This window comes from Pseudomonas sp. BJa5, from assembly GCF_030272875.2.
In the GTDB taxonomy this organism is placed as follows: Bacteria; Pseudomonadota; Gammaproteobacteria; order Pseudomonadales; family Pseudomonadaceae; genus Aquipseudomonas.
The window spans coordinates 1-12,509 of record NZ_JALRNG020000030.1; the positions used below are offsets into that span (position 1 = coordinate 1).

Consider the following 12,509-nt stretch of genomic DNA (forward strand, 5'->3'; position numbering starts at 1 on the left):
GCCGGCCATCCATGGCCGTCGCCCCACTACGCAAGGGTTCCACTCGGCCTCCTGAAGGGACGATCGGTGGCGCCTGGGATATCGCGCGTTCAGAAGCAGGAGCAAAGGCCGGATGCAGGGACGCACGGTTTGGCTACTTTGCCACGACAAAATAGCCCGCCGTAAGGGCGGAAAGGTGAGTCGGCGCCACCATCACAAACGGATCAGCTCGCAAGACGCCAGACCAAAGCCCTGGCACTGCGGAGCTAGATTGAAAAAATCAGCGACGCGCCACCGCATGCTGGACACACTGCTCATAGTAGGTCTGCTTGATGGCCGCGGGCTTGAGGCGTGACTGACTGTTGTAGGTCTGCTCGGTGATGCCCATGGCCGTCATGCGCATCCACGGCTTGGGAAACTTGCGCACCTGGAGTTTCTGCCGCGCCGAGTACAGGGTCGTACCCGAGAGCTTCGATTGCTGCGCGCCAGCGGCGATGTCCGACCCCCAACTACACATATAACGATCATTCTCAGCCAAGGTCCTGGCCTGTGCCGCCAGGGAGAACGTGGCAAGAAAAAGCGTTGCAAGGGTCAGTCCATAAGCCCGCATAGTGTCAACCTAAGCTGTTGAAAGGAAAGCGAGTTTGCCTAGGAAGGGAAGGGCCGGGGGCCAGCAGTTTGCCTTTTTTGCGAAAGGCCACGGCCCGCGGCGCGGCGGCAGTGGTTGCGCAGTGAAGTGATGACTGGATATTATTCGGAATAATTCTCACTTACATAATCCGGGTGTGTTCATGTCCGCCGTCGAGCCGACCTTCCAGCGTGCGCTTCAACAGCTGTACAGCGAGCACCATGGCTGGCTGTTCAGCTGGTTGCGGCGCAAGCTGCGCTGCCCGCAGAATGCGGCCGACACGGCCCAGGACACCTTCCTGCGGATTCTCGGTTCGCGCGATTCGCTGCTGGGCATTCGCGAGCCACGGGCCTTTCTCAGTACCACCGCCCGCCGGCTGATCATCGACAAGGCCCGCCGCCAGCACATCGAAGACGCCTACCTGCGGGAACTGGCGCTGACCGTCGATGCCCTGGAAGGGCATCAATCGCCCGAACAGATCCTCACCACCCTCGAAGCCCTGGAGCAGATCGCCTTCGTCCTCGAAGGCCTCAGCGACAAGGTGCGCCAGGCCTTTGTCGATTACTACCTGGACGAGCAGAGCCAGGCCCAGATCGCCCGGCGCCTGGAGGTCTCCGAGCGCATGGTGCGCAAGTACCTGCTGCAGGCACTGATGCACTGTAACCAGACCCTCGACGTTTGAGCACGATGCGCCACGAAGACGGCATCGAGGCCGAGGCCGCCGAGTGGGTCTTGCGCCTGAGCGAGGGCGAGTTGAGTGCGCAGGAGCGGGCGACCTTCGAGCAGTGGTGCCGACGTGACCAGCGTCACCAGGCCACCTTCGAGCGCATCAGCCGAGTGGTCGCCCAACTGCACGAATTGCGCACACAACGCGGGCCGGCTCGCGCTGCGCTGGCTCTGCCGGCCAGGCGCCGAGTCAAGGCCGGGCATCTGCTCGGCATCGGCGTGTTGCTGGCCAACCTGGGTGTGTTCCTGAGCCTGGGCGGCTACCGCGTCGACGACCTGCTGGCCGACCTGCACACCGCGCCGGGCCAGTGGCAGACCCACACCCTGGCAGACGGTTCGCGCCTCACCTTGTACGGCAACAGCGCCATCGACCTGCACTTCGATGCAGGCCAGCGGCGCATCGAACTGCAGCGCGGCCAGGTGCTGGTGGACGTTGCCCATGACAGCACGCGGCCCTTTGTGGTGGCGACCGTCGAAGGCAGTTTTACGGCCCTGGGCACGCGCTTTGTAGTCAGTCGTGCCGAGGGGCAGAGCGAGCTGAGCATGTTGCAGTCCAGCGTCGCGGCGCAAAGTGCCGACCGTAGCCAGTCCCTGGAAGTCCAGCGTGGCGGGCGTGCCTGGGTTCGCCGTGATGGCGTGGGCCGGTTGCCCGCGATCGATCCGGCGAGCGTCGAGCAGGCCTGGCTGCGTCATCAACTGGTGGTCGAGCAATGGACGTTGCCTCAGGTGCTGGAGGCGCTGGGACGGCAACGACGCGGCCATTTGCAGTTCGATGCTGCTGCCCTGGCCGACCTCAAGGTCTCCGCCGTGCTGCCGCTGGACGACACCGAGCGCGCCTTGCAACTGCTGGCCCAGGCCTTGCCGATTCGTTTGCAGCAGTACACCCCGCTGTGGACGCGCATCGAGCGTGTGCCTACTGAAAAATAATCATTCCCATCGGTTCCGCATTGTCAGCGTGGCCCGTCAAGCAAGAGGCCAACACGATAAAACAGGAGCCGTTTCACCATGCGTCGATTTGCTGCCCCACCGACCCTGAGCCCCATCGCCCTCTGCATTCATCTGGCTTGCGTCGGTGTGGCCGTGGCCTTGCCCCAGCAGGTGCTGGCCCAGTCCCAGCAGCGCTATGACATCCCCGAAGGATCGCTCAGCAGCGCGCTCAACCGCTTCGCCCAGCAAGCCGGCGTTGCCCTGGTGTTGCGCGCGGACGACCTGGCGGGGCGCACCAGCCAGGGCCTGGCGGGCAGCTACTCGGTAGAGGAGGGTTTTGCCACCTTGCTCGCTGGCAGTGGCTACCGCATCAGCCGCAGTGACAACGGCTATGTGCTGCTGCCGGTAGTCGATCCGCAGGCCGGGCAAACCCTCGAGCTGGGGGTGACCACCGTCGCCGGCCAAGGCATGGGTGAGAGCACCGAGAATACCGGCAGCTATGCCCCGGGCCTGGTCAGTGTCGGCTCCAAGTCGCCCACCAGCGTGCGGGAAACGCCGCAGTCGGTATCGGTGATTACCCGCCAGCTGATCGAAGACCAGCAGATGACCGACATCAACGAGGCGATGAAGGCGGCCCCGGGCGTCATTACCCAGAGCACCACCTTCCGCATCCAGGACTTCATCTCCCGCGGCTTCTCCATCCAGAACCTGCAGATCGATGGCGCCGCGCCGCAAGCACTGGGCACGGCCATGGGCTCGTTCTATTCGTCGAACATCTTTGACCTCGCCGAGTTCGACCACGTTGAAGTGTTGCGCGGCGCCGGCGCCTTGTTCGGTGGCTCGGGCGATCCGGGTGGCATCATCAACCTGGTGCGCAAACGGCCAATGGCCGACAACCAGTTGAAGCTGAGCCTGAGCGCCGGCAGCTGGGACAACTATCGCCAGGAACTGGACATCACCGGCCCCATGGGCTGGGACGGCCGCCTGCGCGGGCGCCTGGTGGTGGCCAACACCGACCGCCAGTACTTCGTCGACAAGCGCAGCACCGAAAAGCCGCTGGTGTACGGGGTGATGGAAGCGGACGTGACCGACAACGACATGCTCACCTTCGGTGTGCGCTACAACAAGTCCCATGAAAACGGTACACAGAGCTCGGTGCCACGCTACAGCAACGGCGCCGACCTGGGCTTGCCGCGGCACACCGGCCTGACCCAGAGCTGGGCCTTTGCCGACACCACGGCGCGGGAGTACTTCGGCAAGTACGACCACCGCTTCAATGACGACTGGAAGTTGAACCTGTCGTACACCAACATCTGGGACGTGTCCTGGTTCAAGACCGCCAGCACCCTCAATGCGGTCAACCCCACCACCGGCACCGGCGTGACCTGGTACGGCACCCAGAGCCGTCAGGAAAACGAACAGCACCTGTACGACGTCAACCTGGCTGGCGATTTCCAGGCCTTCGATCTCGATCACCAGTTGGTGGTGGGGGCCGACTACCAACGGATCGACAGCCGCTGGCTGGGGACTGCACCGCACCCGGGCTTCGGCGGCCCGGTGAACGTCTTCGACCCGGGCTCCACGCCCTGGGAAGAGCCGGCCAACCATACCGACTACAGCCGCGACTACAACCCCAACGCGCAGCGTCAGTACGGCGTCTATTCGAGCCTGCGCCTGCAACTGGCCGAGCCCATGCACCTGATCCTCGGCGCGCGGGCGCAGCGCTACCACTTCAACCAGACTTACCAGACCCGCAGTGGCACCCAGTGGAACACGGTCTCCGATGTCGACCAGCGCATCGGTACCAAGGTCACGCCCTTCGGTGGCCTGGTCTACGACCTGAGCGAGGAGTGGTCGGCCTACGCCAGCTACTCGGAAATCTACAAGCCCCAGGCCAACAAGCTGTCAGGCCCGCAGCCAGGCAGCCCGATCGAACCCATGACCGGCAAGACCTACGAGACGGGGCTCAAAGGTGAACTGTTCGAGGGCACGCTCAATACCAGCATCGCCCTGTACTACACCACCCGCGAAAACGAAGCGGTGATCGACCCGGCCTATGCCGGCACCAGCAGCCTGTTCTCCGGTAGCTGCTGCTACCTGAGCAACGGCAAGGTGGTGAGCAAGGGCGTGGACATCGAAGCCTCGGGCGAACTGCTGCCGGACTGGACCCTGATCGGTGGCTACACCTTCAACCTCAATCGCAACCGCAGTGCCGACTCACCGCTGAGCACGGTCATGCCCAAGCACCTGTTCAAGCTCTACACCACCTACCGCCTGCCGGGCGTGCTGCACGACTTCAAGGTCGGTGGTGGCGTGCAGGTGCAGAGCGCCACTTATGTGTCGGGTACCACCACCCGCTTCAATGCCGATGGCAGCGTGGCCCAGAGCAATGTGCCGTTCGACTTTGGCCAGGGCGGCTACGCCATCTGGAACGCGCTGGTGGATTACCAGCTGGACGAGCACTGGGACCTGAGCCTCAACGGCAACAACCTGTTCGACAAGAAGTACTACCAGACCGTCGGCACCTCGACCTATGGCAACTACTACGGCGACCCGCGCAACTTCATGCTGACGCTGCGCGGCACCTACTGAGCCCGGGAGGTGTTGAGCGCCACGGCAGCAGTGACCAGCGCCATGAAGGCGTGCTCATCGAGATCGTGGCCTTCATGAAGGTCAATGGCCCGGCGCGTGTTGCCTTCCAGGCTGGCGTTGAACAGGCCGGTGGGGTCCGGTAGTGCGGCGCCTTTGGCGAAGGTCAGTTTGACCGTGCTCTTGTAGGTCTCGCCGGTGCAGAGGATGCCCCCGTGGGCCCAGACCGGGACGCCGCGCCATTTCCATTGTTCGACCACCTGTGGGTCGACCTGGTGAATGAGCGCGCGGACCCGGGCCAGGGTTGCGCCGCGCCAGTCGTCCAGTTCGCGGATGCGCGTGTCGATCAGGGCGGTGGCGTCGGGTTCCTTGTCCATGGCGGGAGTCCTCGGTTGAATGTGTAGGAGCGGGCTTGTCCCGCGATCACGGTCTGCAGGTTACATCGTATCGCGGGGCAAGCCCGCTCCTACTTGCGGCAGTTACCAGACCCCGGGAACCAGCTTCCAGCGTACCCGCCGGGCATACTCGGCGTAACCGGGCAGCTCGGCCTGCAACAGCCGGTCTTCCCAGACGGTACGCACGACCAGCAGCACCGCGGCCAGTGCGGCGGGCGCCAGCGCCCAGAACGAGCCCAGGGCCAGGCCCATGCCAAAAAACAGCCAGAGTGCGGCGATGTACCCGGGATGGCGCACATAGCGGTAGGGTCCGCTGTCGATTACCCGTTGATGTCGCTCCGACTGAATGCGCACCCCCGGCTCGAAAAACGGATTGACCGCCTGCGCCCAGGCCGCCAGTGCAATACCCGCCAGTACCCCGCCATAGCCGAGCACCCCCGCCCAGGTCGGTAGCGTCGCCTGCCAGCGCCCGGCATCCAGCGCCGCCACGGGCAAGATCGCGGTCATGGCTGGCAGCATGAGTGCCAGCAGCGTCTTGTCCCATGACTGGGTGCCGGCCTGGATACGGCTACGCGCACGGTAGATCACCGGATTCACCCGCGCCAGCACCAGTGCCGACAAGCCGAAACCTGCCAGCAACACGGCAAGAAACACCCAGCCGGGTCGCCAGCTCAGGCTGCCGGCGGGCAGGAATATCAACACCACCAACGCAACGGGCAAGCCGATTGCGTAGGCGATCACGGCGCGGCTCGACATCGGCTCGGGGTCTCGCGCTGGCTCTTTGGTTGCCATGGGTGCACCTCTACCGCACGAGTTATTGGCATTGGCCACGGGTTTTGTAAACAATAGCGCCCGCCAGATTCGCGCTATTGTTTTTGACCGAGACCCCCATGCTTTCGATCCCCGATTTCTGCTTGTCACACCCCTGCGCACGGGAGGTGCAGCCATGAGCGACCTGACCGTCGAACTGCTGCAAACCGGCCCCGAGCAGGCCGAACTGATCCGCAACCTGTACCAGTTCTATGCCTACGAGTCCTCGGACTGGGAGCAGGAGGATGTGGAGGTGGATGGCCGTTTCTACATCCACGAAGAACACCTGCAGCGCTACTGGCAGGAGCCCCAGTGGAGCGCCAACCTGATCCTCGTCGACGGCTACATTGCCGGCTTCCTGCTGGTCGAGCGCAGCGAGCTGCCGGGGCTCGACGCACTGGAGCTGGCCGACCTGTTCATCCTCAAGCGCTACCGGCGCAAGGGCATCGGCCGTGCCCTGGCCACCCAGGTACTGTCCAGCGGTGCGAACGACTGGCTGGTGCGTTTCTACAACCAGGACGAAACCGCCCAGGCCTTCTGGCGCTCGGTGCTGGACAACCTGCCACGGCCGGTGAGGGCGATCGAACTGGACGACGAGCCTGAGCTGCTGAGCTTCCTGGTGACGCGGGCGCTGCATTGAACAGGGCGGGGAGGGGCTAGTTCAGCGCAGGGTCATCGATGACTTCAATATTGACCGCGTACCACTGGCCTTGCGGCCCCTCCACCAGGTCATACTCGACACGCTGGCCGGGGCGCAGCACCAGGCCGCCGGCAGAAGCGGGGAGGCTCTGGAAGAAAATGTCGCGGTCAGTGAACGCGGACGCTACAACGCCCGTTCCATGCTTGCTCAGAGCGCCTTTTCGATGAGTTTTTCTGGACACGGGCGTTCCTCCTTTGACCATTGATGGGCCGCAGTGACGGAGCCTCTGAAGGGTTAGCCCACCACCTGTACTTTGTCAGCCTGCAGGCCTTTCTGGCCTTGCACAGCTTCGAAAGTGACCTTCTGACCTTCCTTCAGGGACTTGAAACCGTCGCCTTCAATTGCCCGGAAATGTACGAACAGATCAGGGCCATCTTCCGTGGTGATAAACCCGAAGCCCTTGTCGTCGTTGAACCATTTCACGGTTCCATTTTTTCTATTGCTCATGGTGCCTGTCCTCTATGCCTGGTATCAGCCGGAATCTGCTGATAGCAGGAAAGTAGGCCCGGTGCGCACCCGTGCACAACTGGCAGAATTATCAGGTGGGTCGACCGCCCGTCGGCATGTCGAGCCGTGGCTGTTGACGCAAATCGGGTGTTGCAGGATTATTAATCCATCGCATGCGATCTAATCGCTAGCGATAAAAGTCGGCCTTTCCTGCATTACCCAAGCCAGGTCAGTACGCGGCAGTTTTCCAGTAAATATATCGCATGCGATTAAATCGCATAAAATCTGAGGAATCCATCATGAGCAAGATCGAAAAAGTCCTGGTTACCGGCAAGACCCACACCACCCTGAGCAGCGCTGGCAGCACCGCCCGCGGCCTGGATATCACGCTCTCGTCGCCAGGGGCGAGCAAGCCTACGCTCGAATTCAAAGGCACCGCCCCGCACCCGACCGCCGAGCAACTGTTCTCCGGTGCCTGGTCTGCCTGCTACATCGCCGCGGTCGAGCTGGTGGCCAAGGAAATGAAGGTGGCCCTGCCGGAAGGCCTGGCGGTGCAGATCGAGGTCGATCTTGGCCAGACTGGCAAGGACTATTTCCTCCAGGCCCGGCTGACTACCCGTTTGCCCGGTATTGATCGTGAAGTGGCAACCGCCCTGGTGCATGCCGCCGACCAGGTCTGCCCATACTCCAAGGCTACCCGCGGCAACATCGATGTGGTCCTGGATGTGATCACCGAGTAACCACGCGGGCGATCCTCTGTGACGGGGGCCTCCAGGGCAGGGGGCTTCCGATGGGATCGCATGCGATATAAGGTAGGGGCCTGGACGGCGATATCTACCTGTGAGGATCACTATGAAACCTGTCGAGAAAGCAGCTCCTGCCAATCTCAACCTCGGCGATTTTCTGTGCTTTGCCGTGTATTCGGCCAACCTGGCCTTCGGCAAGGCCTACAAACCGATGCTGGAACAGCTCGGCCTGACCTACACCCAGTTCATCACCATCGTTGCGCTCTGGGAGCAGGACAGCCAGACCGTCGGCAGCCTCGGTGAGAAACTCTTCCTCGAATCGAACACCCTCACGCCCATCCTCAAGAAGCTCGAGGCGATGGGCTACCTGCAGCGTCAGCGTGATCCCGCCGACGAGCGCCAGGTGCGCATCAAACTGACCGCACAAGGGCGCGCGCTGCGCAAGGAACTGCCGGAAAACAGTTTTCCGCAGACGGGCCTGGAGGCAGATGAGTTCGTGGCCTTGCAGCAGTCAGTCGTGCGCCTTCGCAACAACCTTATCCGAACGCTCAAGGACACTGAGTGAGGTGTCGACAGGGCCAGGCAGTGCCTGAAGGAATGCGGCAACCTGCCGGGCTGTGCGCAGATGGACGACCGGAACCTGCGGTGCGATGGCCAGCCGCGCGGCTTCAAGCGACGGGCGACTGGTGCGGTCGAAGTTCCACACATAGCTGAGGAACGTCAGGAACTCCCGGTCCAGCTTCTCCGGGCAATCGGCGGGCAGGTCCGGACGGGGCCGGTTCACCAGGTTGCGCACAATCACCCGGGTCAGGCAGGTCAGTCGCCCGGTATCGAGCCAGATGACCAGGTCGGCGCGCGGCAGGCGCAGATCGAAGGTCCGCCGGGCATAGTTGCCTTCGCAGACCCAGCTGTGCGCTGACACCGCTTCCCTGACGCGGGCGCGAAACAGTTCATTGTCGGGCTCGACCCAACCGGGCTGCCAGAACAGTGCATCCAGATGCACGACGGATAGGCCCAGGCGTTCGCCCAGAAGGCGCGCAAGGGTGGATTTGCCGCTGCCGGAATTTCCCAATATGACGATGCGTTGCATGAAGACTGCCTGGTAGCTGGAATGGAACGTCTGCGATGTTAACGCAGTATTTATTTGGATCCAATATTGATAGGATTGAAATATGGATTGTGCTCTTCGGAGCTATTTTATTGGCGTCATCGTTTAATCAATAACAGTCTTGAAAGACTATTAAGCGGTTTTTGTCTCAGGCGTGATATTCAGTGGCATAGCAACGACCGTTCATCGGCATGTTAAAAAATACTCATGCCCATCGCATCCGCTTCTTTTGTACAAAACAGCGCTGATTAGTCTGGTTTTTTTCCTTTACTCGTTAGTGTCGCTACACGCCTTTGAGGGGGGTAAAGGCCAAATGCCACCTTTCTGACTATTTGCTCCCCGCACATGCTCTAGCAGTCAAAAAAAAGGCGGCTATGTTTGTAAATGTCGGGTCCGCAACGGACCTTGCGTGTGCTTGTGGAGTTCTTATGAAAAGGACTGATCTTGCTACTATCGTCACCACGCTTATCGCCGCCAGCTCTTCCACTTATGCCAATTCGGCACCACCCACGGACCCTGCATTTGCCGTCGGGTTGATTGGCAGTTATAGCGAACTTGAATTCAAGGGGCGCAGGAGCACGGATACCGACCATATACCAGAAGGGGGGATATTTCTGAATTTTGGCAACAAAATGAGTGCGCAGGCGGGGCTGATCTATCATGCAGAGATCACCGGGCAGTACGCAAAAAGTCAGGGCGAAGAAATCAGGGACGCTCAGGCCGATCTTGACCTGGGCTGGAGAGTTGCACTGGATTCCAGCAACTTCCTGGATGCCATGATAGGCGCTGGCTATAAATGGAACCGTTTTTATCCGGACTTCAACAAGTTCGATGTCGATCTCACCAGTCGTACACCTTTTGTGAAAGCGGCCGCCGGCTACAATCATCAGTTCGACGCCGTTACCCTGCGCCTTGAGGCGGGAATCAGAAGGACGTTGAGTGGCGATTCGGAGTTGAAGATCCAGAATGTCAGCAGCGAGGAACTGGACTTGAAAGACACCAGTAATCCTTATGTCGAACTACACTTTCTGTTCAACCCGAACGGTGCATTCCCGGTGATTGCCACTCTTTATTACAACCGTTTCAAGTATGACCTGGATGGGCAGTTTGCACTGACCGACTTCGACAAGCAGAACCGCGACGAGTATGGCCTGAAACTTGGGCTGGTATTCTAGTTCACGGTTGAACCGGCCTGCGCCGCCACGCGCAGTCATACATGGCGACGGCAGGGTGATGGTTCAGTGTCAGTCAGCAAGAAACCGGGTGACCGCTTCCAGCATCGCCTCTGGCGCTTCTCGATGAGGTACATGGTGGCAGCCGTCGATAATCAGGCATTCGCTGCCGGTCGCTGACAGTTTGGCGATTCGACGTGGATGCAGGGTTGAACCGTACTCATCATGCTCGCCATGGATGGCCAGCAACGGGCAATGCACCGCATCGATCCCGCTCTCGATTGTCCACTCCCCGAACGTCGGTGAAAGCCAGGTCTCGGTCCAGGCCGCCAGCACCCACGATGCCTTGTCGCCATGGTACTTCTCAAGACGGGCCATCTGTCCCGGTTGTTCGAACTGCGCCTTGGCCGTGCGGATACCTTGCAGTGTCCGGTCCTCGACGAAGGCCTGCGCCGAGACCGTGATCAGTGCTGCGCAGCGCTGCTGATGCACGAAGGCACAGGTTGCGGCCATAGCGCCACCGACGCTATGGCCCAGGGCGACAAAGCGTTCGAGCTGCAGTGCCTCCAGCAGGTAGGTAAAGAAGCGCTCGGCCTCGTCGCGGATAAAGTGCTGCGGCAATTGCCCGGGGTACGCCGAAGAGCGGCCGAAGCCCAGCCGGTCATAGGCAATGACTTCGCGCCCGGTGGCCTGGCACAGCAGCTGGGGGAAGTCCCGCCACAGCGCGACGCAGCCCAGGGAGTCGTGAAACAGCACGATAGGTGGCCTGGGCCGGTCGCCGCTACCACTTGCCGGGAACCAGCGACACGCGAACAGCTGTCCGTGCGGGGTATCGATCCATAGAGTTTCGGTGTTGGTGTTCAGTGTCATGCAAGGCCTCGTCAGACAGTTCAGCTAGCGGACAGCAAGCGCAGTGTAGCGGTCGCGAGCACCGCGATCACCACCTATCAAACGGTAGGAGCGGGCTTGCCCCGCGATTGCGGTTCGTCTGGTACACCGCAATCGCGGGGCAAGCCCGCTCCTACGGTGCCGACAGAAATTCCGCGAGTTGCAGATCAAGCAGCTGCGCACTCAGCCATGGGTCTCCTGGCCGGCCAGCAACTTCACCGCGCCGTTTTCCAGGCCATAGCATGGCAGCTCTGGTGAAGGCTTGACCTCGGCCGTCGCGTGCAGGAAGCCCTTGGCATGCATCTCCAGCAGCCTGGCCTTGGCGCAGTCCTGGGCCTGTTGCTGGCTGGCGAAGGTATCTTGCTTGGTGTCGTTGCTGGGCTGGGGTAAATCAGGATGCTGACTGATCCAGACCACGTATTTCATGATCGATGCTCCATGTGCGCTGCCCACGTCTGATTCTAGTTCGTCATGACCTTCTGCTCACTGTCCCGACAGAAAACTCACCAACTGTCGCCCATGGGGGCTCAAGGTCTCCCAGCTGCGAAAGCACAGGCGCATTTCCAGGGTCGCCCAGCGTTCCTCCAGCGCCAGGCCGCGCACCGGCAGTTCCTGCTCCAGGCGCCTGGCCGAGGTCTCGGGCAGCATGGCGATCCCGGCATGCTGGGCCACCAGCTGGGCGATGGCCTCGAAGCTGGGCGCACGCACGCGCACCTTCAGTTGCATGCCCAGGTTCATCGCCAGTTCTTCGATAAAGCGCTGCATGGCGCGCTCCGCCGGCAGGCAGACGAACGGGTGATTCAGCGCATCGCGCAGGCGCAGTTGCTCGCCGCCGGCCAACGGGTGGTCGACGGGGACCAGCAGCACCAGGCGTTCGGTGCGAAAGGGCAGGGACACCACGCCCTCGTTGCTGAGGTTGCCGTCATATACGCCGATCTCGCATTCGCCGGCGCGCACTACCCGCAGAATATCCACGCTGCGGTGTTCCACCAGTTGCAGGTCGACTTCCGGGTAGTCGCACAGAAACGGCCCCAGCACCGTGGGCAACAAGGTGCTGTTGGTGACGGTGGAGGCGGCCAGGTGCAGGGTGATCCGCCGTTGCCCGGCCAGTTGTTTCAAGGTGTCCTGCAGTTGCTGGGCTTCACCGAGCACCCGGCGGGCGGCCTCCAGCACCAATTGGCCGGTGGGCGTCAGGTGCATGCCGTCGGGCTTGCGGGTGAACAGGGTCAGGCCGCAACGCTCTTCGAGCAGGCGCAGCCGGGTGCTGGCGGCGGACACCGCCACCGGGAAGGTCGCCGCAGCCTTGCTCAGGCTGCCACTGGCGGCGACGGCGTCCAGCAGGCGCAGGTCCTGAAGGTCGAAGTGCATGGGGGTTCTCCATTTCAGAATGGCCT

General features: G+C 61.9%; 16 protein-coding genes. 7 read left to right on the top strand and 9 right to left on the bottom strand.

What is annotated here, in order from left to right; genetic code table 11:
- Positions 1 to 259: 259 nt before the first annotated feature.
- Positions 260 to 589 carry a hypothetical protein gene (locus M2D63_RS17200; RefSeq protein WP_285864150.1) on the bottom strand — a complete coding sequence of 110 codons (330 nt, stop codon included), beginning with the start codon at positions 587 to 589 and terminating at the stop codon, positions 260 to 262.
- 181 nt (positions 590 to 770) lie between these two features.
- Here M2D63_RS17200 and M2D63_RS17205 point away from each other — a divergent pair, with 181 nt between their 5' ends.
- From M2D63_RS17205 to M2D63_RS17215, 3 genes are all read left to right on the top strand, one after another.
- The gene (locus M2D63_RS17205) at positions 771 to 1,289 is read left to right on the top strand and encodes a sigma-70 family RNA polymerase sigma factor (RefSeq protein ID WP_285864151.1); all 519 of its coding nucleotides are present in this window, start codon (positions 771 to 773) and stop codon (positions 1,287 to 1,289) included.
- 5 nt (positions 1,290 to 1,294) lie between these two features.
- Entirely contained in the window at positions 1,295 to 2,260 is a 966-nt protein-coding gene (locus M2D63_RS17210; RefSeq protein ID WP_285864152.1) for a FecR domain-containing protein, read from the top strand.
- A 78-nt stretch (positions 2,261 to 2,338) separates the two neighbouring features.
- Positions 2,339 to 4,852, top strand: coding sequence for a TonB-dependent siderophore receptor (locus M2D63_RS17215; protein ID WP_285864153.1), 2,514 nt, complete (start codon positions 2,339 to 2,341; stop codon positions 4,850 to 4,852).
- On the opposite strand, the gene M2D63_RS17220 is transcribed toward M2D63_RS17215, so the two are convergent.
- Positions 4,846 to 5,226 (bottom strand): DUF1801 domain-containing protein, encoded by a 381-nt coding sequence (locus M2D63_RS17220; protein ID WP_285864154.1) that lies wholly within the window; start codon positions 5,224 to 5,226, stop codon positions 4,846 to 4,848. The genes M2D63_RS17215 and M2D63_RS17220 overlap by 7 nt on opposite strands.
- 102 nt (positions 5,227 to 5,328) lie before the next feature.
- The gene (locus tag M2D63_RS17225) at positions 5,329 to 6,036 is read right to left on the bottom strand and encodes an isoprenylcysteine carboxylmethyltransferase family protein (RefSeq protein ID WP_285864155.1); all 708 of its coding nucleotides are present in this window, start codon (positions 6,034 to 6,036) and stop codon (positions 5,329 to 5,331) included.
- Between the two features lie 154 nt (positions 6,037 to 6,190).
- Here M2D63_RS17225 and M2D63_RS17230 point away from each other — a divergent pair, with 154 nt between their 5' ends.
- The gene (locus M2D63_RS17230; RefSeq protein WP_285864156.1) at positions 6,191 to 6,694 is read left to right on the top strand and encodes a GNAT family N-acetyltransferase; all 504 of its coding nucleotides are present in this window, start codon (positions 6,191 to 6,193) and stop codon (positions 6,692 to 6,694) included.
- A 16-nt stretch (positions 6,695 to 6,710) separates the two neighbouring features.
- Here M2D63_RS17230 and M2D63_RS17235 read toward each other — a convergent pair whose 3' ends face one another.
- Both M2D63_RS17235 and M2D63_RS17240 read right to left on the bottom strand, forming a co-directional pair.
- Positions 6,711 to 6,935 carry a cold-shock protein gene (locus tag M2D63_RS17235; RefSeq protein ID WP_285864157.1) on the bottom strand — a complete coding sequence of 75 codons (225 nt, stop codon included), beginning with the start codon at positions 6,933 to 6,935 and terminating at the stop codon, positions 6,711 to 6,713.
- A gap of 53 nt (positions 6,936 to 6,988) precedes the next feature.
- Positions 6,989 to 7,201 (bottom strand): cold-shock protein, encoded by a 213-nt coding sequence (locus M2D63_RS17240; RefSeq protein WP_285864158.1) that lies wholly within the window; start codon positions 7,199 to 7,201, stop codon positions 6,989 to 6,991.
- Between the two features lie 299 nt (positions 7,202 to 7,500).
- Between M2D63_RS17240 and M2D63_RS17245 the strand changes: the two genes are divergently transcribed.
- Together M2D63_RS17245 and M2D63_RS17250 are read left to right on the top strand one after the other, a co-directional pair.
- Complete coding sequence (locus M2D63_RS17245; protein ID WP_285864159.1) at positions 7,501 to 7,941, top strand: Ohr family peroxiredoxin; 441 nt, start codon at positions 7,501 to 7,503, stop codon at positions 7,939 to 7,941.
- A 112-nt stretch (positions 7,942 to 8,053) separates the two neighbouring features.
- Positions 8,054 to 8,512, top strand: coding sequence for a MarR family winged helix-turn-helix transcriptional regulator (locus tag M2D63_RS17250; protein WP_285864160.1), 459 nt, complete (start codon positions 8,054 to 8,056; stop codon positions 8,510 to 8,512).
- On the opposite strand, the gene M2D63_RS17255 is transcribed toward M2D63_RS17250, so the two are convergent.
- A complete protein-coding gene (locus M2D63_RS17255) occupies positions 8,459 to 9,037 on the bottom strand; it encodes an AAA family ATPase (protein ID WP_285864161.1) in 579 nt (192 codons plus the stop codon). The genes M2D63_RS17250 and M2D63_RS17255 overlap by 54 nt on opposite strands.
- A 446-nt stretch (positions 9,038 to 9,483) precedes the next feature.
- On the opposite strand from M2D63_RS17255, the gene M2D63_RS17260 reads away from it, so the two are divergent.
- The gene (locus tag M2D63_RS17260) at positions 9,484 to 10,230 is read left to right on the top strand and encodes a hypothetical protein (RefSeq protein WP_285864162.1); all 747 of its coding nucleotides are present in this window, start codon (positions 9,484 to 9,486) and stop codon (positions 10,228 to 10,230) included.
- Between the two features lie 69 nt (positions 10,231 to 10,299).
- Here M2D63_RS17260 and M2D63_RS17265 read toward each other — a convergent pair whose 3' ends face one another.
- From M2D63_RS17265 to M2D63_RS17275, 3 genes are all read right to left on the bottom strand, one after another.
- Positions 10,300 to 11,097 carry an alpha/beta fold hydrolase gene (locus M2D63_RS17265; RefSeq protein ID WP_285864163.1) on the bottom strand — a complete coding sequence of 266 codons (798 nt, stop codon included), beginning with the start codon at positions 11,095 to 11,097 and terminating at the stop codon, positions 10,300 to 10,302.
- Positions 11,098 to 11,298: 201 nt separating this feature from the next.
- On the bottom strand, positions 11,299 to 11,541 hold the full coding sequence (locus M2D63_RS17270; protein WP_285864164.1) for a hypothetical protein: 243 nt from the start codon (positions 11,539 to 11,541) through the stop codon (positions 11,299 to 11,301).
- Positions 11,542 to 11,598: 57 nt separating this feature from the next.
- Positions 11,599 to 12,483: a LysR substrate-binding domain-containing protein gene (locus tag M2D63_RS17275; protein WP_285864165.1), complete on the bottom strand. Its 885-nt coding sequence runs from the start codon at positions 12,481 to 12,483 to the stop codon at positions 11,599 to 11,601.
- Positions 12,484 to 12,509 lie beyond the last annotated feature (26 nt).

Bases quoted from the DNA above. Each gene is read 5' to 3' on its own strand.
- M2D63_RS17200 (WP_285864150.1), bottom strand. From the start codon at position 589: ATGCGGGCTTATGGACTGACCCTTGCAACGCTTTTTCTTGCCACGTTC.
- M2D63_RS17205 (WP_285864151.1), top strand. From the start codon at position 771: ATGTCCGCCGTCGAGCCGACCTTCCAGCGTGCGCTTCAACAGCTGTAC.
- M2D63_RS17210 (WP_285864152.1), top strand. From the start codon at position 1,295: ATGCGCCACGAAGACGGCATCGAGGCCGAGGCCGCCGAGTGGGTCTTG.
- M2D63_RS17215 (WP_285864153.1), top strand. From the start codon at position 2,339: ATGCGTCGATTTGCTGCCCCACCGACCCTGAGCCCCATCGCCCTCTGC.
- M2D63_RS17220 (WP_285864154.1), bottom strand. From the start codon at position 5,226: ATGGACAAGGAACCCGACGCCACCGCCCTGATCGACACGCGCATCCGC.
- M2D63_RS17225 (WP_285864155.1), bottom strand. From the start codon at position 6,036: ATGGCAACCAAAGAGCCAGCGCGAGACCCCGAGCCGATGTCGAGCCGC.
- M2D63_RS17230 (WP_285864156.1), top strand. From the start codon at position 6,191: ATGAGCGACCTGACCGTCGAACTGCTGCAAACCGGCCCCGAGCAGGCC.
- M2D63_RS17240 (WP_285864158.1), bottom strand. From the start codon at position 7,201: ATGAGCAATAGAAAAAATGGAACCGTGAAATGGTTCAACGACGACAAG.
- M2D63_RS17245 (WP_285864159.1), top strand. From the start codon at position 7,501: ATGAGCAAGATCGAAAAAGTCCTGGTTACCGGCAAGACCCACACCACC.
- M2D63_RS17250 (WP_285864160.1), top strand. From the start codon at position 8,054: ATGAAACCTGTCGAGAAAGCAGCTCCTGCCAATCTCAACCTCGGCGAT.
- M2D63_RS17255 (WP_285864161.1), bottom strand. From the start codon at position 9,037: ATGCAACGCATCGTCATATTGGGAAATTCCGGCAGCGGCAAATCCACC.
- M2D63_RS17260 (WP_285864162.1), top strand. From the start codon at position 9,484: ATGAAAAGGACTGATCTTGCTACTATCGTCACCACGCTTATCGCCGCC.
- M2D63_RS17265 (WP_285864163.1), bottom strand. From the start codon at position 11,097: ATGACACTGAACACCAACACCGAAACTCTATGGATCGATACCCCGCAC.
- M2D63_RS17270 (WP_285864164.1), bottom strand. From the start codon at position 11,541: ATGAAATACGTGGTCTGGATCAGTCAGCATCCTGATTTACCCCAGCCC.
- M2D63_RS17275 (WP_285864165.1), bottom strand. From the start codon at position 12,483: ATGCACTTCGACCTTCAGGACCTGCGCCTGCTGGACGCCGTCGCCGCC.